Raw genomic sequence first — 20126 nt, 5'->3', positions numbered from 1 at the left:
ATAGTTTCGGCTTATTCCTTACTTTTGCAGAATTACCGGCTGAAAGCGGAAGCGGCGCCGCTCGCCTTAAAGCGGCATGCGAATGAAAGAGCTTTCACTTTCCGGCAGCCATGCCTGTTTACTTGCCGCTTTGTACTTGCGGACTGTCCGGATGCAGCTGCATAAACTCGATGCGGTTGCCGTCGGGATCTTTCGCCCAGCATTGGTAGTTCAGATCCAGCCCTTGCTTCGGTTCGACATCAAGGGTGACGCCTTTGCTTTTCAAATGAGCGGCGATCTCGTGAATATCGTCCACTTCCAGACATAGATGGTTGTAGCCGATGGTCTGCATATCCACTTCCGTCTTCTTGATCCCGCCGTAAAACAGCTCGATAAACTGCCCGTCTTTCACCTTCAAATATTCGATCCAAGGCTCGTTCGCCGGAGGCTTGCGCAGCTCGAATATTCTGCGAAACCCTAAAATATCGCAATAAAAATGCAAAGACTTCTCCATATCCCTCACCGTGTAAGCGTTGTGCCCAATCCCTTTAATCATACAGCCGTCCTCCTTCAATTTGTTTGGTCCATTGCCATTTTCCTTTTCCCTGGTTCCCCTTGGTTCATGATAGTACTGCGTATATAGAAACGCTAGTTTGGTTAATCTAGCGGGAGAAGGCCGATTGATTCACATTGTAAACGCGCGTTTATTTTTGTTCAAAAAAAGATTAAAGCTTTTTGCAGGATTCTCTCTCTACGAGAACGCAGTCTAATGTAGCTATAACACACTGTTCTGCGGTTCCGTTTTCTATCGCGCGGATGACGCTTTGGGTCACTCCTGCGGTTAGCTGGTCGTAATTGACGCGAAATGTCGTTAACGCGGGTTTATAATAAGCGCTTAGCGCCTGATCGTTCATGCCGATGACGGAAATATCGTCGGGCACTTTCAAGGCGCGATCATTAATCGCGCGTATCGCTCCAAAAGCAATGCTGTCGCTGGAAGCGAATATGGCCGTCGGCAGGTCGCTGGAATTGGCAAGTAAATTGGACATGGCCTCGTATCCGCCGGCTTCGTAGTGGCCGTACATAATCCAGGCTTTGTTAATTTCCAGACCGTGATGCTCCATCTGGCTGACGAAGCCTTTGAACTTGAAGTTGGCGGAAGCTTTCTTGAGATCGCCGTTAATAATGCCGATTCGCTTGTGATTCAGCTTCATCAAATAGTCCACCGCTTGCCTCGCTACCTGCTCGTTATTCAAATTATAGACGATCCGGTTAGGCTCGTTGCGGCCGGGGAGCACCTGGTCCAGGACGCCGATGATGAAACCTTCGGCAATCAGCTCCTCAATGACGGGCTCATGATTTTCCGCGCCGATGAAGATACCGGCGGTAATGCTGCCCTGATAAAATACGTCTTTCACATTTTTGACGCTGTCGGGATGCTTAAGATCCCTGACGACCGACGTAAGCACGATATACCCGAAGGCGGACGCGTTCTCGATCACGCTGGTGATCAGCATGTTGGCCGAGCTGTCCTTGGAAAACTGCCACTGATCGATAAAGAACAAGCCGATCGTTTTCGTCTTCTTGCCGGCCAGAGTGCGCGCGGAAATGTTCGGAGTATAGCCGTACTGTTCAATGACCTTCATAACCTTTTCTCTCGTTTTTTGAGGGACATTGGCATAATTATTGATAACCCGGCTTACGGTGCTCCGGGAAACCCCCGCTATTTCCGCGATTTCTTTGCTGTTCAGTTCGATTTTCTTCATTTTTTTAACTACTCCAGTCATGCGATCCGACGTTGTGAACGCGTGTTTATTGTTATATTAGCAAAGCTTTTGCAGGGTGTCAATTTAAAAATTGCTGTGACCATCCTTTCCTCTCGGTTAGGCATCTTCCCTCAACTCCGTTGTTTCTCATGTTCCGAAGGATGGCAAGCAACAAGCCAGCCGGGCTTCCCCGACTGGCTTGTTTGGTTTGGCAATGAATTTATGCTTGCGCGGCGGCAGGGTTGGATTTGAACGCTCTGCGGTACCGGTGCAATACAGGCTCCGTGTAGCCGTTCGGCTGCTCGTAGCCTTTCAGCACCAGCTCCAGCGCAGCCTGGAACGCCGCGGACTGCTCATAATGATCCGACATCCGGCGGTAAGCGGGATCTCCCGCATTCTGCTCGTCGACGACCCGGGCCATCCGCTTCATCGTTGCGACGATCTGCTCTTCCGTGCAAATGCCGTGATGGAGCCAATTAGCCATATGCTGGCTGGAAATGCGCAAAGTGGCTCTGTCTTCCATCAGTCCGATGTTATTGATGTCCGGCACCTTCGAGCAGCCGATTCCCTGCTCTACCCAGCGGACCACATAGCCTAATATGCCTTGGGCATTGTTGTCGAGCTCCTGGGCGATCTCCTCCGGCGTCCATTCCCGGCTCTCGCTGACCGGTATCTCCAATATTTGATCGGTGTAGTCTGCGCTTGCCTGCTTCAGCCTGTTCTGCACTTCTCTGACGTCGACTTGATGATAATGCAGCGCATGCAGTACGGCGGCTGTCGGCGAAGGCACCCATGCCGTCGTGCAGCCCGCTTCCAGCTGGCTAATCTTCTGTTTCAGCATTTCCTTCATCAAGTCCGGCATCGCCCACATGCCTTTGCCGATTTGCGCGCGTCCCTGCAAACCGCAGGCGAGGCCGATACTGACGTTCGACTGCTCGTAGCCCTGCAGCCAACGCGACGATTTCATGCTGTTTTTGCGAATCATCGGACCGGCTTCCATCGAAGTGTGCATTTCATCGCCGGTGCGGTCGAGGAACCCGGTATTGATAAACACGATCCGATCCTTGACTTCGCGGATGCAAGCTTTCAAATTCAGCGAGGTGCGGCGCTCTTCGTCCATCACTCCGATTTTGATCGTATGGCGTTCCAAGCCGAGCATATCCTCTACGCGGTTCAGCAGCGTATTGGCGAAAGCCGCTTCTTCCGACCCGTGCATCTTCGGCTTCACAATATAGATCGAGCCTTTGAGCGAATTGGGGTAAGGGTTGTTTTTCAGCAGATCATGCTTGGCAATCAGGCTGGTAATGACCGCGTCCATGATCCCTTCGGGAATTTCCCGCCCGTCTTGGTCCAGGATGGCGTCGATCGTCATCAAATGTCCGACGTTGCGGACAAATAAGAGCGAGCGTCCCGGCAACTGGAATGTTTCGCCGGCAGGCGAGGTGTAGCTGCGATCGGGATGCAGGGAGCGATGGACGACGGATTCGCCCTTCTTGAAGGTAGCGGTCAGCGTCCCTTTCATCAGTCCCAGCCAGTTGCGGTAAACGGCCGTCTTATCCTCTGCATCGACGGCGGCGACGGAATCCTCGCAGTCCATGATGGTCGTTACGGCCGCTTCCATCACAATATCTTTCACCCCGGCGCCATCGGTTTGGCCGATCGGATGGCTGCGGTCGATCTGAATTTCTACATGCAATCCATTATTTCGGAGCAAAACGGCGGAAGGCGCCTCGGCGTCTCCCAGGTAGCCGACAAACTGGGCCGCATCCTTCAGCCCGGTGGTTTCTCCGCTTGTCAGAGTGACGGACAATTGCCCGCCGCGGATCGCGTAAGCCGCCGCTTCCGCATGGGAATGGCCGGCCAGCGGCGCCGCTTGGTCCAGAAAAGCTCTACCGTAAGCGATCACCCGCTGTCCGCGAATCGGGTTATAGGCCCCGCTGCGCCCCGCTCCCTCTTCTTCGCCGATCACATCCGTTCCGTACAGCGCGTCGTACAGGCTGCCCCATCTGGCGTTAGCCGCGTTCAAGGCATAGCGCGCATTGTTGACGGGAACGACCAGCTGCGGTCCGGCCTGGAGCGCAATTTCATCGTCCACATTCCCGGTCGTGATTTGGAAATCGCCGGCTTCCGGCTCCAAATAACCGATATCCCGAAGAAACGATTTATAGGCTGCGGCGTCAAAGGAGGAACGGTTTTGTTTATGCCATTCGTGAATCGTCTGCTGAAGCTCGTCGCGCCGGTTCAGCAAAGCTTGATTCGCCGGAGCCAGGTCGGAGATGAGCGATTCGAACTGCCGCCAAAATGATTCCGGGCTCAAGCCGCTTCCCGGAAGAGCCTCTGCTTCAATAAAATCGTGCAGCGCTTGAGCGACTTGCAAGCCGCCTACTCGTACATAAGATTGCATAGGGCATCTCCTTCTTGTTCATTATTATGAACGTTGTTCATATATTTACTTAAGCTTATCTTCCCATACGTTCTTCGAGTTGTCAATCCATGTGGGCATCCTTCGTTTCAACAAGGACTTCAGCTTGCTATACTCGGCTACGCGGAGCTGATCCGGGAGAACGGAGAGAACGATCGTGTTTTTTTGAAAAGGGAATGAATCACATCGTGGAGGAAAGCCAGAGGCTTCATGCGCTCGTATCCGACCTGAAGTCTGCTGCCGATTCTGTTGATATCCGGCCGTTCGGGGGAAGTGAAAAGCGAGACGGTCGTTATTCCCGATTCTGCAGGCGGTGCCGTCAATCTCCTTGAACATCTTGAATTCGCTGGAAAGTAGCTCCGCCGCCCAGCGTCCGGCCTAATACCGGACACGGGTTCCCGACGTGAGCAGGCCTGTGTTGGCTGCAATGACCTCATCCTGCTCGAACAGCCCCGCTTTGACGGCTGTCGCGTACTCGTTCGAGCCCGCAGTCTCGATTCGGGTCAGTTTCGCATAATACGCATTGCCCAGCGGTCCCGCCTCCGAGGAGATCGTATAGACAAACGCTCCTTTGCTGTCGTAATGGACGGCTTCCTTCGGTACGAGGAGCAGACTTTCTCCTTCCGACTTCCGAATGCTTACTTTGACCTGTTCCCCTCCTTGGAGGGGAACATCGTCAGCATGGAGCGATACGGTGAGAAGAGAAGATGGGGCTGTTTTGACGCCGGAAGCAGCGTTAGCGCCGGCGTCGTCACCGGCGCTGCCGACGCCCTCTTCGATGGCCGCGACAGTGCCCGCAAGCGGCTGCTTGCCGCTGTCCTCAAGGAAGATCGATTTCAGCGTATCGCCCGCTCGGAACCTGGACGCAAGCTCGTTCGGTACCGTCAGCTTGATCCGGAAGCCCTTCGACGAATCGGACAGGCGAATGTCGGGTTTACCCGACGGATCGCTCCCTTCTACGGCTCCTACCGCCGTGACAATACCGTCGACCGGAGCCGTCAGCTCGCGGCCTGCCGCCAGCTTCTTCTGCTGCTTCTCAATTCGCCGCTGCTGGTCGGCGATATCGAGCTGAGTCGTCTCCAGGGCCGAAGCAGCGCTGAGCTTAGCCTCTTCGTCCTCTCCCTTCATCGCCGTTATTACGTTGTACTGCAATTGCGGAAGCGAGAGCTGCAGCTTCTGTAAGGCCGATTGCAGTTCTGCAAGCTCATCCTGCGCATCGCTGTCGTCGTATTGAACAAGAGGCTGGCTCTTATAGACCGCGTCCCCAACCTTGACGAGCACGTTAAGAACCTTCCAGCCTGCCGGATTCGTCAAGTCCTGTTCCCCCGCCGGACGCACTATCGCGGTGCCTTCGTAGCTGTAATCCAGCGAGCCGGCTGTCGGCGCGGTCGTAATCACCTTGGGCATCGATAAAGCCCGAATCGTGTTGCCTCCCAGCGTGAGCGCGACGAGCAGGGCGACAAACAGGCCCGCCAGCAGCCGTATGTTTCGTTTTCTTACAAGGGAATTTGGTTCTTCCATTGCCATCACATCCGATCTATCCTTTCATTCCCGACAGTTGAATTCCTTCGACGAAGTAGGACTCCGCGTACAAGAACACCAGCACCGCCGGCGCCATATAGAGGGCTGAAGCGGCGAAGCCGATCCCCCGCGCGTCCTGGTTGATCTGCGCCAGGTACAGAGATAGCGGCTGCTTGACGGAATCCTCCAGGAAGATAAGCGGCTGCTCGATCATGTTCCAGTTGTCAATGAACAGGAGTACCGTCAGCGCAGCCAGACCGGGCTTGGCCAGCGGTACGATAATCCGCAGAAAAATCGTGAACAGTCCCGCTCCGTCGATCCTGGCCGACTCGATATAACCGTTTGGAATATGGGCCATAAACTGGCGCATCATGAAAACGCCGAACGCGCCGAAGATGCCCGGCAGAATGATCGCCGATTCATGGTTCATCAGTCCGAGCTTGTCGAGAACTATGTAATTCGGCACGAGCGTCACCTGGAACGGCATCAGCATCGTAATCAGATAGACGAGGAATAGCCCGTCCCTGCCGAAGAAACGCAGCTTGGCGAAAGCGTAAGCGGCGAGCGCTGCGACGACGGTCTGGCCGACGACAATCGGCAACACCAGCGCAGCGGAGTTCCAGAACATCCGAAGATATTGCGGAGACAGGATCAACACTTGCAGAAACTGCTCGAAAGACAGCCAATCGGGAAGTATTTTCAAATTGACGAAAGTGTCCGCACCGCCTTGCGAAGTATTGAGCATTTGGCCGAGAGCATGGTAATTCCGCATGATTTCCTGCTCTGTCATCAGGGAACCGGTTACCGTGAGCACGATCGGAACCAGCATTGCCAGCGAAACGGCTCCGACGATCAGCGTTGCAGCGATCTTGGTAATGAACCTGAATGTAAGCATGACAACCCTCCCGTCACTCCATATTTTCCCGGAACTTGCGTTCGAGGGTTAGCAGCCCAATCGCAAGCGAAGCGATGCAGCAGACCATCAGCGTCGCGGCTGCGGTCAGCTTCTGAATGTCGAGCGAGGCAAACATATTGTTCATATAATGCTGCATCATATAGAGACGATCGTAAGGATAATCTCCCGCTAACAGGTAAGTCTCCCGGAATACCTTGAACGAATTGACGATCGAGATCAGAATGACGAAGAACAGGGTCGGCGTCAGGTAGACCAGCGTTATGTGGAACAGCTGCCGGATGGGTCCGGCGCCCTCAATGCTCGCCGTCTCGTAATAATCTCGCGGAATTGACTGCAGGCCTGCGAGGAACAGAACCATGTTGTAGCCGATGTTTTTCCAAATGTACATGATCGCGATGATGCCAAGCGACCAGTCCGATTGCATCCAGTCAATTCGCCCGCCCCCAAGACGATGGAGCCACTCGTTCAACGTCCCGTTCCAGTCGAAGAAGATTTGCCAGATCACGACTGTGGAAGCGACGGGAACGACAAGCGGCAGAACGATGGAAGTGCGGAACGCATTGCGCAGATAGAGCTGCGTATTCAGCAGTAAGGCTAGGCCCAGGGACAGCGCAATGAGCAGCGGGACCCCAATACTGGTGAAGATCAGCGTATTGGTTGTTGCCTTGCGAAAAGAGCTGCTGTGCAGCAGCTCCAAGTAGTTGTGCAAACCGACGAATTTGCCGGCGCCGGCGCCGTCCATGAACGATTCGCCAAGGCCGAGCGCGAACGGGATGAGATAAAAGATCGAGAAGCCGACCGCGCTCGGCGCCAGAAACCAGAGAGCCTTGAAGCCGTCCGTACGGAGCAGAAGCCTCAGCCTATTCATTGAGATAAGTCATCGCTTTGTTCTGCAGCAGCTTGGCGACCTCCTCCGCTGATTTCTGGCCGGCAAAATACGCTTTAGACTCCTTGACGATCATCTTTACAACCTTGTCGGATTGATACTCGATCTTATGAACGGCTCCGTTCACGAAGTCCTGCAGCTGGTCGAGCATCGCCGGGTCGACCTTGATGGCTTGTCCATGCAGCGGACCTTCCTCGTAAGCTTTCACGATACCCTCGCTTTTCAGTTTCTGAATTTGCTGCGCATACACCTTCATGTTGATGGGAATGCCGGCTGTCTCCGGAGGCGTCTGGACTTCTTCGGACATCATGAATTTGACGAAGTCCCACGCTTCCGGCTTCACCTTGGAATTCGCGCTGATGCCGACGGCCCGATAAGTTTTGAAGTAGCCGCCCGCAGCCCCGCCCTCTGCATGGGGCTTCTCGTACAGCTTCATATGCTCTCCCCGTTCGCGCAGGGACACGAGGTAATCCCAAGGCGAATTAATCTGGATATTGTAGAAATAGGCGGGTTCGCGTCCCTGCGAGCTGACAACGCCTTCGTCGAACATGGTCTTCACCTGCTTCATCGCATCCAGAAAGGCGGGCGAATCGAAGCTGGCCTTACGGCCCTCCGCGTCGACGTAGGAGTCATAATTGTCGGTGACTAGATTTGCCAGCAGGTATTCGGGACCGCTGTATACAAGCGCGGGCCGGTGCCCGCCTCGGGCAGCCAGTTGCTTCGCGTCGACGATAAAATCGTTCCACGACCACGACTTGTCGTCGACCGGGACACCGGTCTTGGCAATGGCGTCCGTGTCTCCGGCGAAGCCAATCAGGAAGAACGAAAGCGGCAGACTATAGAGCTTGCCGCCGACCCGGGCGTTGTCCAATATGTTAGCGAAGTAGTCCTCCTTCCGGAAGTCTGAATCCCGATCCATCATTTCGCCCATGTCGGCCAGCAGCTTACGCTTGACGAAGTTGTCCGGGGACAGCACATCCAATTGCAGCAGATCGGGACCTTTGCCCGCCAGCATCTCCGTATCGGTTGTCGACACGTATTTTTCCAAATCCGCCTCGAGCGTCGAGTTGCTCGTATCGACATGCGTCAGCCGGATGGTAATATTCGGATGCAACGCTTCGTATTTCCGCTTCGCTTCCTCAAAGCGCGCATCCTCCCAGAAAGTTGAGAAGACAATCGTCTTCTTCTCGTTCGATGGCGGCGGAACTTCGCCTTTGGGCGCTTCAGCGGAGGGAGGGCTCTCTCCCCCGGGCGGCGTACTGTCTTTCGCACCGCCGCTGCTGCATGCCGTCACCGCTAGCATAGAAAGACAGGTCAAGATTATGCTTAGCCTCGATGTTCTCATCTTCAAGTGGTCCACCTTCCTTTAAAGTCGCTCTTTATTCGTTAAGCAGCAGATCAATCTTGTTCCCAATAAGCTTCGCCGCTGCTTCTGCCGACTTCTGGCCGGAGAAGAACGCCTCCGACTGCTCGTCGACGATCTCTTCAATCTTGGACGGCCCTCTCACGGCATTCACGGCTTTGGACAAGTAGCTGCCCATTTGCTCCAGGAAAGCCGGATCGACCTTGACCGTGGAGTCGTCGTAGTCTTTTACCCCGTCGCTCTTGATCTTGTCTGCCTGATGCTCGTATACGCTTCGCTTCAAAGGAAATCCGGGATTGTCGTCAAACTCGCCGACATAAGACTGCACGCTCTCATCGTTCAGCAGGTACTTGATAAAGTCCCAGGCTACCTCCGGATGAGCGGAATTACCGTTGATACCGAGGGTCCCGAACGGCTTGAAGTAGCCGCCGTCTCCAGCGTTCGCGGGATGCGGCTTGATATACAGCTTCGTATGCTTGTAAGGGGAACGCACGACGGCATCGCGAAGCGAATAAACCTCCATTTGGGAGAAATAAGCGTCCACGTCGCTGCTGTCGACGGCTCGGGAATCCAACTTATTCGTTATCCCGCTCTCAACCGATTTATAGATAAGCTCTTCGTCGCCTAGCGTTGTAACCTTCCGCATCATGTCGGCCAAGGCGTCCGTATCGAAATAAGCGTTCCCGTTCGTGCCGGACACAAGCTGCGCGTAATTTTCGGAGACCATATTGACAAGCAGATTGGACGGCCACTCCGAATAGCTGTACTTGTAAGATCCCTTTTGCTTCAATTGTTTGGCAATATCGATAAAGTCGTTTAACGTCCACTTGCTGTCTTCGAAGGTTACGCCCGCCTTTTCGATCGCATCCGCATCCCCGAACAAGCCCACTAGCGAGAAGTAAAGCGGCATGCCGTACAATTTGCCGCTGTCCTGCGAATGATCCAGGACATTGTCAAAATACTGCTCCCGGTGAAAATTAGGGTCCTGCTTCATCAGCTTGTTCAAATCAACCAGCAACTGGCGCTTTGCATATTGATCGGAAGGCAGCTCGTCGAGCTCGATCACGTCCGGTCCGCTTCCGGCCAGCAAGGCCGCGTTGTTCGTCTTGACGAATTGCTCCCTCTTGTTCAACACGTCGTTCAAATTCTCTCCTGATGTCGAAGAGGCATGAAGCTCGATTTCGATATTCGGATGCAGCTTCTCGTATTTCTTAACGGCTTCCTTCACCTGCTCGCTCAAATAATAAGTGGCAACGACCAGCTTTACACGCTCGTTCGGAACCAGTTGGATCGAAGGAGCGTTATCCTCCGCACGGGGCGGCGTGGAAGCCTGTCCGACCGAATTCGCCTCCGCTCCTCCTGCCGATGTATCCGAAGCCGTTCCCGCCCTGCCATCGTACCCGCCTGCATCGGAGCAAGCGGAGAGCAGCACGCTCAGAACGAGCCCAAGCCATGCTGTTTTTTTCACTTTAACATCTCCCTTCGATTTCAGACTGTCTTCATGTCCGGCATATCTCTAAGCTTAGAACAGACATGTAGCCAATTTGTCGCCCTTTTGTAAACAAACTGTTTCAAGAATCGATTGCGCGGGGAATCTCTCGCTGAAACCGGATGGATGAACCATCTGCAGCAGTTGTCCGACTCGACAGCAAGCCCCCCCAGTTGATGACCCGCATGCCGTTATTTCACCCGATCTTTCAGCAAATCGGCATACTTGTATAAAACTTCGGCTTACAATGAATACGATAAGGATCGTGTTGACGAACGGCCAGAAATCATCTAAAGTCGGACGTTCGGATAGAAATAGAAAGGACGCCAGCCAAGATCACGCTAGCGTCCTAATCATTTAAAATTAATACCCTTGCCCGTTTTATCGCTAACCCTCACCCTTTGACCGATCCGAGCATCATGCCCTTGGCAAAATGCTTTTGCAGGAACGGGTAAACGAGCAGGATCGGCACGGTGGACACGACGATCATCGCCAGCTTCACGGTAACGCCGATCCGGGGCACGTCCTCGCTGAGCGATGAGGCGACCGCATCCGACGTCAGCACGATGAGCAGCTGCCGCAGCAGCACCTGCAAAGTAAACCGGTCGGGATTGGAAATGTACATGACCGCCTGAAAAAACATATTCCACTGAGCCACCGCGTAAAAAAGCGTCAGCGTAGCCAAAATCGGCATGGAAATAGGCACCATAATGCGAAACAGGATGCCGAAATCGTTGGAGCCGTCCATCCGCCCGGAATCCTCCAGCTCCTCCGGCAGCGTGCGGAAGAAGCTGATCAGAATCATCATATTAAACGCATTGATCGCATTGGGAATCATCAGCGACCAGAGCGAGTTCATCATCCCGAGGCTTTTGACCAGCAAATAAGACGGAATAATGCCGCCGTTAAACATCATCGTGAAAAATACGGCGAACGCCATCAGATTCGCCCCGGCCAGCCTTTTCTTCGATATAGGGTAAGCCAGCATAACCGACAGCAGCATGCTGATGAAGGTGCCGAGGACGGTAATGATCACCGTATTCTGAAACACCTTGACGAAATTCGGCGTGTTGAAGATCGTCTTGAACGCGACCAGCGTCATCTCCTTCGGCCACATCCGGATCGCGCCTTCCATGACAAGATGCGGAGCCGTCACCGAGCTGACGAGCACGCTCCAGAACGGTACAATCATCAGGGCGGCCAATAAGGCCAGCCCCGCGTAGTTGCCTGCGTCGAAGACGACGCCGGCCAGGCTGTTTCGCTTCATGCTCTCCCTCCTCCCGCGTTAAAATAAATAATGCTCGCTCGTTTTTTTGGAAATCATGTTGGCCGTAAGGATCAGGACGAATCCGACCGCCGATTTGAAAATGCCGACGGCCGTCGCATAGCTGAAGTTCCCCTGCAGCACGCCCGCCTGATAGACGTACGTATCGAACACTTCCGCCACTTCCTTGACCAGAGGATTGCCCATAATATACAGCTGGTCGAACGAGATGTTCATTACCTGGCCCAACCGCAAAATCAATAAAATGACGATCGTGTTCATGACGCAAGGCAGCGTAATATGAACCGTCTGCTGCCAGCGGTTGGCTCCGTCCACTTTGGCCGATTCGTACAAATCGGGGTTAATCCCCGCCAGCGCCGCCAAAAATATAATCGTTCCCCACCCGGCGTCCTTCCAAATGCTTTGGACTGTAATAATGCCCCAGAACAGCGACTTGTCCATCAACAGCTGCAGCTTCGGATAGCCGATGGCATGAACGAGCTTCGTGAGCAGGCCGTCGGAGTTCATCAGCGAAATCGTCATCGAGCAAATCACGACCCAGGAGACGAAATGGGGCAAATAAACGACGGTCTGAATGCTCTTCTTGAACATCGCGGTCCGGATTTCGTTTAACAGCAGAGCCAGCACAATCGGAGCCGGAAAAAAGAATACGATATTCAGCAAGCTGATGACAAGCGTATTGCGCAGGATGAGCCAAAAATCCGGATGCCGGAACAGCCGGGAGAAGTGCTCGAATCCGATCCAATCGCTGTGCATCACCCCTTGGAACGGATTGTAATCCTGAAACGCAATGACAATGCCCCACATCGGAAAATAATGAAATACAACAAAGTACAGCATTCCGGGCAATGCCATCAAATACAAATATTTATCGGCCTTCCATCTTTTCAACGCCATGGTCATACTTTATGCGCACCCGCCTTCTGTCCAAACGCGGGCGGGTCATGCGGCTTATCGCCGTCTGCCCGCCGCGCCGCGTATATTGGTCACCTTCGTTATTTCGCAGTCATCGCTTCGGCAATTTCCTGAACCACTTTATTTCCTTCGAACCGGTCGTACCACTGCTTCACGACGCCATCCCAATCGCTGACTTTAAGTTGGCCCATAATCGTCTTCACCGTATTGTCTTGAATGAATTTCTCGGCTTCTGTGGAATATTTGGCGTACGTCGGCGAGAAGAGCAGCTGGCTCTCGTCGATCACAAGAAACGGTTCGTTCATCTTATGTCCTTTGACGACGAGATTTTGCGCTTCCTTCGTATTTTGCGGGAAAATATACAGCTCATCCGTCGACTGAACCGGTAGCGTGAAGGTGAACGTACGCGGCATATCGCGGTCGAATATTTTGGTATCCGGCTCGATCTTGCCCTCCGCCGTTTTGGTGTAATGAACGCCCTCCACTCCGTAGTTCCAGAAAATGCCGCCTTCTTCGCTCGCCCCGTAATCCAGCCATTCCATAATTTTCTTCATCTTCTTCGGATCGTCCGCCGCTTTCTTCGAGACGAAGATCCCGCCGCGGTCGACGCGTCCCGTAATGCCGCGCTCCCCGTTCGGCCCTTTAATCGCTTCCAGCGGAACGAGCTTGGCGTTCGGGTTCGTCTTCTGGTAATTCGTTTCGAAATCGTAGACGCGCGTCATGAAATTGAACATAATGCCCGCCTGGCCTTTGCGCACGAACTTGGAGTCGGCCGTCGGCCCGTCGGAGACGGCAAAGTCGGGGTCGATGAGACCTTCGGAGAACGCTTTGTTCATCCAGGCCAAATATTGTTTAAAGGCATCCGTCTCGAACCGGGGGACGACTTTATCTCCTTGCTTGACCCAGAAATTTTTGAGGCCGAACGCCTGCGTGATCCCGGTCGCTCCCCGAATCGATATGCCGGCCGCCATATTGCCGAGCTGCAGGCCGTACGTGTCCTGCTTGCCGTTTTTATCCGGATCGTTCTTTGTGAACGCTTTCGCGACTTCGTACAATTCATCCAGCGTCTGCGGCGCCTTCAGCCCCAGGTTATCCAGCCAGTCTTGACGAATCAGCGGAATATCCTGCGAGGCGATCGGATTGCGCACGCTGGACAGCCCATAGATGCTGCCCTGGTATTTGGTAAGGAACAGCGGCTTTTCTTTTTTCAAATTCGGGTATTCGTCGATATATTTGTCGAGCGGCACGATGACGCCGGATTTAATGAGCTTGACGATGAAATCGTCCATATCGGTCCAGGCGAAAGCGTCAGGAATATCGCCGGAGGCCACCGCGACCTTGACCTTCTCTTTGTAAATATCCGGCGTAGCCGCAGTCAAATTCAAGCGAATCCCCAGTTTGTCTTCGATATACTTCAAGGAAGGATTGTCTTCGCGGGCGATGCTCGGCGTGTTCCAGCCGATATAATAAGCGAGGTTCAACGTAACGGGACCGTCGGAAGCGGCGGAAGAACCGCCGGAGGCGCCCGGTTGACTTGCACATGCGGCGGAAAACGCCAGCAAGGCGCTCATCCCCGCGACGGCAAAGACTTTGCGATGTTTGGAACGAATCATGATAATGGTTTACCCCTCTCCATAGCTAATGATGTCATTGATGAAACGGGTGAAGCTGCTCAAGCCGTCGTACGGATGCATCCGGCATATCGCCATTATGCGGCCGGACGAGGCGGCGGGCAATTGACAATTTGCTTTTTTTCCGTTTTTCGGCAAAAGGTACATTTATCAATTTGCGTTTTGGCGCGATTTGCGCGAATTGTTAAGCCGAATGTCCCCTGCTGCTTATTTCCTGACCTTCCCGCCTCATGTATAATGGAACCTGAATACTCGTCGTCGGGAGGGATCTTATGTCTAAAAAGATGCAAATAGCGGTAGCGAATATATTGGTCTCATCCCTTAGCATCGTATTGATCGGATTGCTCGTCTTCAGTCAGGCGTCGGACATTATCCGCGAACAAATTGAAAGCGCTCACTTATCGACTTTAAAAGGAACGCGCGATCATTTCGAAAACTATTTTACCAAACTTAATCAATCGGCCGTCCAAATGGAAAAAATACCCGATTTCGAGCGATGGTCGAATCAGCCCGAAGGGCATAGCGCGAACCATTTCGATGTGCTGTCGCTTGTCCAGCTTCTCGTGCGGGTGCAAGCCTCCCATGATTATGTGGATAACGTCGTCTTGTACGATCCTCGCGACAAAAGTCAAATTTCTTCGCAGCCGACTCTTGGCGATTATAACATGGGATACGTGCCGTTTTTCGATGAATTTGCCGGAATGAACGCCGATTACGCTTTTTTAACGAAAACGACGGACGGCGCGTCGACTTACGTATATATCCGCAAGCTGCCTATTTTTATTAGCGGCCCTTCTTCTTATTTGTTGTTTCATATTAATTCCAAGCTGTTTTACGATTATTTGGGCATTAGCGACGACAATAAATCCCAGCTGGGCACCGCGTTCATTATGGATAAGCAGGGCTCGCCCATCGGCAAGGGAACGTTCGCCGGGCTGGAGGACATGACCCGCATGATCGCCAAGGAGCAGGAAACGTCCCCGTTATCTATGGAGACGCCCCAGACTTTGAACAAGAACGGCATGCTGATCACCTGCGTTCCGTCGCCGATGACCGGGTGGATTTTCGGGCTGGCCGTTACGGACAAGCAGTATTTGAGCAAAATCATTACGCTGCGGAATATGACCCTGCTCATTGTCGCAGCTGCCGTGGCATTGGCCGTACTTGCGGCTGTTGCCAGCAATCATATGTTTTTCCGGGGGTGGAACAAGATCATCCGCCTCATCGACGAATCTTCCGGGGGCAAATCGCCGGCCCAACCGCGGGCGGACGAATTTGAGAAAATTTATTCCCATATGTTCCAGCTCAAAAACCGGCTGCGGGAAATGATCCCCGAAGCCAAGGAAGCCTATGTCCGCAAAGTGCTGGAGACCGGAGTCGTTACGAAGAAAAATTGGACGGAGCAGCTCGGGCTGCCTCTCAGGGAGGACGCTTCCTTTTGCTGTTTTGCCGTGGAGATCGATTATTACAACCAGCTGAAGGAAACGTATTCCGAGTGGGATTTATTTTATTTCGGCTACGGTATCGCCTGCGTCATCCGGGAGGTGCTTGCGGACAGCGGATTTGCCGTGAAGCTGAACGACGGGAAGCTGGCGGGCGTAATCTGTCTTGAAGAACGTGGGGAGAGCTCCTGGCGGGAGCAAACGGACCAGAAGCTGCGAACGATCCATCATTTCATAGCGGAAAACTTCCCGATTACGGTCTCGATTGGCGTCAGCCGGCCGAGGCAGGGCATGCATCAGCTGCATCTGGCTTCGGCGGAGGCGCTGGAGGCGTTGAAGCAAACGTTCGCTTCCGGGACGAATACGGTGCTGTACTACGAGGAGCTGTCAGATATGAAAGGGAGCGCCTTCTCCTTCGACGAATCCCGCCGTATCGAGCATGATTGGATTCAAAGCATCCGCTCGCGCAATAAGGAAGAAGCCCTTCTTGCCTTGAACCGGCTTCGCGCGCTGGCTCTGGAGCAGGATTACCGCAAATTGCAGCATCTGCTGATCGACTTCACGCTGTCGCTGCACCGCAATGTCGGGCCGGAAATGAGCCGGCCGCTGGAGGCGCCTACGCTGAGCAAGCTGCTCGACTTATCGACGCTGGAAGAATGGCTCTCCTGGCTGCGCAATCAAACCGAACGCTTCATCGACCGGCTGTCGGAGGAATACCGGGGACAAATGGAACAGGCGGCCGCCAAAATCAAAAATCATCTGGTCGCCCGCCTGCAGGAAGATATTCGATTGGAGGATTGCTGCAAGCCGCTCGGCATCCCCGTATCCGTAGCGAAGCAGGCTCTAAAGGAAGTGTACGAGACGACCTTCGCGGAGCTGCTGCTGAAGGAACGCATTGAGAAAAGCAAAGAGTGGCTTCGCGAAACCGATATCGGTGTGGAAGAAATTGCCCAAAGACTGTATTACAGCAACGCCCAAAGCTTCACCCGTACTTTCAAGAAAATGACGGGCATGCCTCCGGGACAGTACCGTAAGCTTGCGGAGCACTAAAGGGGGGGTGAAAAAGTCCGCTGCGGCGTCCATTTGATCCTCCAATCTCTGTTGAAATCAGATTCTTTGGATGGTTATTACCTTTTTCTATGGGGAGAATCCGGTTTCAATGGCGAATGCTGACGCTTTTCCAGATTCAAGCGACCCCTCCGCTCCTTTTTTCATCGCACTTTTTTAGACAATGGATTGGCTGCGGCCTAGGTTTTTATCGTGAAAATATCGCCTTCAAACACTGCTCCCCCGAGTATCTTTCTCAGGAGCGGGTAAACGCTCGAACGGCGTGGAAGGGAGCTGCAGGAGCTCTTAGTTTAACGGACACCGGGGAGCTTAAGTCGTCGCAAACAGACGTTTTTTAAACGTAACGGTCATCAATGCACTTACATAGCCCCAAATTGCTTTTTAAGGAAGTTTTCCAACAAATAGCTGCAGCTGCGTCCGTTAGAAATCAAAAGTGGACAATATAGTGTATATAACGGCCGCTGTGTCCGTTACTTCCGATCGCTTTAAATAGGAAATCGGGGACAAAGGCGACCGCTTATGCTGTTCCAACTCTCTGTCGACTCTCCGGCCACTTATTCACCGGAGCACTAAATCCAGGCCGCGCCGCCCCGGCTACTTAATGTCGATATTGTACAAGTCTTTGGTGAACACCCATTTGTCTTTATTTTGCCGGTACCACTCCTGATACCACAGCTCGACCTTGCTGCCGTTCCCTTGTTCCCAGGCTTTTCTGGCATCCTGGACCGCTTGCTCCGCAGAGTAGCCGTCCCCGCTTAAGATCGCCCGGTTCCAAATGTCCTGAATCGCCTTCTCGTTGTCCGAATTAATAAACTCGATCTCATTAGGCAGCGCAGGCATGTACCGGTCCAGGGTAAAGCCGGCATAAGGGCGCTGCGGACTTATATACAATTCGAATGCCCGGTTTAGCAGCTCGTAGACTTCCTTATCGAAAGGCTGCGACAGATCAAGATCCTGCTTATATTTCTCGTATTCGGTCATATGATATTGCGCGCCGAGAGTCCGAAAATCGCCGAGCCAGGACACTTCCTTGTCGTATTTCGCTTTATCCAATGTCACGGGGACCCCGTTCTCCATCCGGTAATGCACGCCTTCGATGCCGAATTTGAAGGTCTTCTCCGACGTTTCCTTGCTCATAAAATCGATATATTTCATGACGCCGGCCGGGTCCTGCGCCTGCGCGTTAATGACGCCGCTCATTTGAAAAGGCGGGTTGAACTGCGCGCTGAACTGGCCGAACGGACTCCTCGGCAAAGCGATAGGAATAATTCGGGCTTTCGGATCGTTTTGCCGAAGCAGGGCGTAGAAATCGTAAATTTGCTTGGCGTTGCCGGCGAACGCATACAGTCCGAGCTTGCCTTTGACGAAATCCTGATCCGCTTTTTTTCCGTTCTTGTCCGTCAAATAATCTCTGTCGATCGCGCCGGCGTCAAACAGCCGCTTTTTGAATTGCAGCGCCGCTTGGGCCCGCTGCCAGTCGTGAACGATCTGCCCGTCTTCCAACACCCAATTCAAGTTTTGGAACATGCTGTTAATAATGTCGGGGGCAAAGCCGCTCATGTTGATGCCGTACGTATCCTGTTTGCCGTTGCCGTCGGGGTCCTGCAGCGCGAACGCTTTGGCGACGTCCAGCAGCTCGTCGGTCGTTTGCGGCACGTTCAGATTCAGATTATGCAGCCAATCTTCGCGGATAAACAAAAAGGTAAACGGGAAATATCCCTGCACGCGGCCGAAGGCGTACATCTTCCCGTCCGGCTGGGTCGCCAATTTCTTGAGCATAGGGAATTTGCCCAGCAGCTCCTTGTATTCCTGGCTGTGCTCCGCGATCAGATCGTCGATCGGCATAATTTGCTTCTGGTTGTACAGCTTGTTAATAAACCGTGTGTCGTATTCTTGAATCAGGTCCGGCGCTTCGCCCGTAGCCAGCAGCATATTGTACTTGGGGACGGATTCTCCCCGAGGGATGGCTATGTATTTCACGTCGATTCCCGAGTGCTGCCGGACCCAGTCCACCCACATGTTGCCGGTCGCCGTGCCCATACCCTCCGGAATATTGCCCCGTTCATACATGGACACGCTAATATGATGTTCAGCCCCGCTATTCCCGTCCCCCGGAGCGGCCGGCGAGCCGGAGAAGGAGCAGCCGGATAGCAGCATCGCAGCGGACAGCGCGCACAGGGCGGTCGTTTGTTTCTTGATGGACGGCATGTAAGAAGTCACCTCCCGAACATTGTATCACAGAGCCGCGGTACCGGGCTTTCGTTTGCTTGTCTTCTCTATAGCGGAATATTATGGGAAACAAAAAGGCAAAGGAACCGTTCCAGGACATTCATTCGCCTGGAAGCGCGGTGGTATGCGCGGCCTGCGACCACATCTTCACCGGGCTTCAAAAAACGGTTCCCTTGAACTTCAATTGGCTTATAGCAGCACGTTCACCTTCAAATACCGGTTCGGATTACGCTCGATGTCGACCATCGCGTCGACGGCTTCGTCCATGCTGACGACCTTGGTCAGCAGCTTGCGGACGTCGACTTTGCCGGTATAGATCAAATCGACCGCTTCCGCAAATTCCCCGACGCTTGTCCGCGAGCCGACGATGTCCACTTCCTTCTTCGTTATGACATCCGTCGGAAGCGACGTTTCCTGCTTGGGCCAGCCGGTCAACGCAATTCTGCCTGCATGGGAGACCAGATCGAGCGTCATGCGGACGGCCGGGTTGGCACCGGACGCTTCCAGCACGACCTCGGCCATTCTGCCCTTGGTAATGGCGGCAACCTCTCTCACGGCATCTTCTCGCGAGGAGTTAATGACATGGGGTACGCCGAACTGCCGCGCTTGCTCCAGCCGCTCCTGCAATATATCGATGACGATCGGAACGGCTCCGTAATGGATGGCCGCGAGGGCGGCCAGCAAGCCGATGGCGCCCGCGCCGATGATGGCGATATGCTCGCCCCGGGCGAGCCGGCTCCGGTGCAGTCCATGAAGCGCAATCGTCAGCGGCTCGGCCATGCACATGATATCCCACGGCATATCGTCCGGCGCTTTAACCAGCATATGGGCCGGATGGCAGAAGTATTCGACCATGCCGCCGTCCGTATGCACGCCCAGCACCTGCAAATGCTCGCAGCAGTTCGTGCGGTTCAGGCTGCATGGATAGCACTTGCCGCAGTACAAATACGGGTCGACAATGACTTTGTCCCCCGGACGGATACCTTGCTCGTTGGGAGGGATGGAGATGACTTCCCCGGCAATTTCATGGCCGATGGTGCGGGGATAGCTTACTAGCGGATTCGTCCCCCGGTACGCGTTAATATCGGAGCCGCATATCCCCGCCGATTTCACTTTAATTAGCGCCTCGTTTTCCTTGGGAACGGGCTTGTCCAATTCAATAAGCTTGAGCTGTAACGGCTCTGCGATATGAATTCCTTTCATCGCGCTTCTCC

14 protein-coding genes are annotated in these 20126 nt (G+C 53.7%); 1 reads left to right on the top strand and 13 read right to left on the bottom strand.

Going from position 1 to position 20126, the window contains the following annotated elements:
* Window positions 1-118: 118 nt before the first annotated feature.
* The 11 genes from N0M98_RS22390 to N0M98_RS22340 form a co-directional block, all read right to left on the bottom strand.
* Window positions 119-535: a VOC family protein gene (locus tag N0M98_RS22390; protein WP_259619223.1), complete on the bottom strand. Its 417-nt coding sequence runs from the start codon at window positions 533-535 to the stop codon at window positions 119-121.
* A gap of 169 nt (window positions 536-704) precedes the next feature.
* Complete coding sequence (locus tag N0M98_RS22385; protein WP_249864546.1) at window positions 705-1745, bottom strand: LacI family DNA-binding transcriptional regulator; 1041 nt, start codon at window positions 1743-1745, stop codon at window positions 705-707.
* Window positions 1746-1965: 220 nt separating this feature from the next.
* The gene (locus tag N0M98_RS22380; protein WP_259619222.1) at window positions 1966-4149 is read right to left on the bottom strand and encodes a malate synthase G; all 2184 of its coding nucleotides are present in this window, start codon (window positions 4147-4149) and stop codon (window positions 1966-1968) included.
* Between the two features lie 396 nt (window positions 4150-4545).
* A complete protein-coding gene (locus N0M98_RS22375; RefSeq protein WP_259619221.1) occupies window positions 4546-5688 on the bottom strand; it encodes an efflux RND transporter periplasmic adaptor subunit in 1143 nt (380 codons plus the stop codon).
* Window positions 5689-5704: 16 nt separating this feature from the next.
* Window positions 5705-6583 (bottom strand): carbohydrate ABC transporter permease, encoded by an 879-nt coding sequence (locus N0M98_RS22370; RefSeq protein ID WP_259619220.1) that lies wholly within the window; start codon window positions 6581-6583, stop codon window positions 5705-5707.
* Between the two features lie 13 nt (window positions 6584-6596).
* Complete coding sequence (locus N0M98_RS22365) at window positions 6597-7472, bottom strand: carbohydrate ABC transporter permease (protein ID WP_259619219.1); 876 nt, start codon at window positions 7470-7472, stop codon at window positions 6597-6599.
* Window positions 7465-8835 (bottom strand): ABC transporter substrate-binding protein, encoded by a 1371-nt coding sequence (locus tag N0M98_RS22360; RefSeq protein WP_259619218.1) that lies wholly within the window; start codon window positions 8833-8835, stop codon window positions 7465-7467. Before N0M98_RS22360 ends, N0M98_RS22365 begins: the two co-directional genes overlap by 8 nt.
* A 34-nt stretch (window positions 8836-8869) precedes the next feature.
* Entirely contained in the window at window positions 8870-10321 is a 1452-nt protein-coding gene (locus N0M98_RS22355) for an ABC transporter substrate-binding protein (protein WP_259619217.1), read from the bottom strand.
* A gap of 415 nt (window positions 10322-10736) precedes the next feature.
* On the bottom strand, window positions 10737-11609 hold the full coding sequence (locus tag N0M98_RS22350) for a carbohydrate ABC transporter permease (RefSeq protein ID WP_249864553.1): 873 nt from the start codon (window positions 11607-11609) through the stop codon (window positions 10737-10739).
* Between the two features lie 18 nt (window positions 11610-11627).
* Window positions 11628-12530: an ABC transporter permease gene (locus N0M98_RS22345; RefSeq protein ID WP_259619216.1), complete on the bottom strand. Its 903-nt coding sequence runs from the start codon at window positions 12528-12530 to the stop codon at window positions 11628-11630.
* Between the two features lie 92 nt (window positions 12531-12622).
* Window positions 12623-14155 carry an extracellular solute-binding protein gene (locus N0M98_RS22340; RefSeq protein WP_259619215.1) on the bottom strand — a complete coding sequence of 511 codons (1533 nt, stop codon included), beginning with the start codon at window positions 14153-14155 and terminating at the stop codon, window positions 12623-12625.
* A gap of 290 nt (window positions 14156-14445) precedes the next feature.
* Between N0M98_RS22340 and N0M98_RS22335 the strand changes: the two genes are divergently transcribed.
* The gene (locus N0M98_RS22335) at window positions 14446-16665 is read left to right on the top strand and encodes a helix-turn-helix domain-containing protein (protein ID WP_259619214.1); all 2220 of its coding nucleotides are present in this window, start codon (window positions 14446-14448) and stop codon (window positions 16663-16665) included.
* Window positions 16666-17277: 612 nt separating this feature from the next.
* Here N0M98_RS22335 and N0M98_RS22330 read toward each other — a convergent pair.
* A complete protein-coding gene (locus N0M98_RS22330) occupies window positions 17278-18891 on the bottom strand; it encodes an extracellular solute-binding protein (RefSeq protein WP_259619213.1) in 1614 nt (537 codons plus the stop codon).
* A 210-nt stretch (window positions 18892-19101) separates the two neighbouring features.
* Window positions 19102-20115 (bottom strand): alcohol dehydrogenase catalytic domain-containing protein, encoded by a 1014-nt coding sequence (locus N0M98_RS22325; RefSeq protein WP_259619212.1) that lies wholly within the window; start codon window positions 20113-20115, stop codon window positions 19102-19104.
* Between the last annotated feature and the right edge of the window lie 11 nt (window positions 20116-20126).

The organism is Paenibacillus doosanensis, assembly GCF_025060755.1.
Taxonomy (GTDB): Bacteria; Bacillota; Bacilli; order Paenibacillales; family NBRC-103111; genus Paenibacillus_S; species Paenibacillus_S doosanensis.
This window is presented reverse-complemented; position numbering and strand designations above follow the sequence as displayed.

Bases quoted from the DNA above. Each gene is read 5' to 3' on its own strand.
- N0M98_RS22360 (WP_259619218.1), bottom strand. From the start codon at position 8,835: ATGAGAACATCGAGGCTAAGCATAATCTTGACCTGTCTTTCTATGCTA.
- N0M98_RS22340 (WP_259619215.1), bottom strand. From the start codon at position 14,155: ATGATTCGTTCCAAACATCGCAAAGTCTTTGCCGTCGCGGGGATGAGC.
- N0M98_RS22330 (WP_259619213.1), bottom strand. From the start codon at position 18,891: ATGCCGTCCATCAAGAAACAAACGACCGCCCTGTGCGCGCTGTCCGCT.
- N0M98_RS22345 (WP_259619216.1), bottom strand. From the start codon at position 12,530: ATGACCATGGCGTTGAAAAGATGGAAGGCCGATAAATATTTGTATTTG.
- N0M98_RS22370 (WP_259619220.1), bottom strand. From the start codon at position 6,583: ATGCTTACATTCAGGTTCATTACCAAGATCGCTGCAACGCTGATCGTC.
- N0M98_RS22375 (WP_259619221.1), bottom strand. From the start codon at position 5,688: ATGGAAGAACCAAATTCCCTTGTAAGAAAACGAAACATACGGCTGCTG.
- N0M98_RS22385 (WP_249864546.1), bottom strand. From the start codon at position 1,745: ATGAAGAAAATCGAACTGAACAGCAAAGAAATCGCGGAAATAGCGGGG.
- N0M98_RS22335 (WP_259619214.1), top strand. From the start codon at position 14,446: ATGTCTAAAAAGATGCAAATAGCGGTAGCGAATATATTGGTCTCATCC.
- N0M98_RS22325 (WP_259619212.1), bottom strand. From the start codon at position 20,115: ATGAAAGGAATTCATATCGCAGAGCCGTTACAGCTCAAGCTTATTGAA.
- N0M98_RS22350 (WP_249864553.1), bottom strand. From the start codon at position 11,609: ATGAAGCGAAACAGCCTGGCCGGCGTCGTCTTCGACGCAGGCAACTAC.
- N0M98_RS22380 (WP_259619222.1), bottom strand. From the start codon at position 4,149: ATGCAATCTTATGTACGAGTAGGCGGCTTGCAAGTCGCTCAAGCGCTG.
- N0M98_RS22390 (WP_259619223.1), bottom strand. From the start codon at position 535: ATGATTAAAGGGATTGGGCACAACGCTTACACGGTGAGGGATATGGAG.
- N0M98_RS22365 (WP_259619219.1), bottom strand. From the start codon at position 7,472: ATGAATAGGCTGAGGCTTCTGCTCCGTACGGACGGCTTCAAGGCTCTC.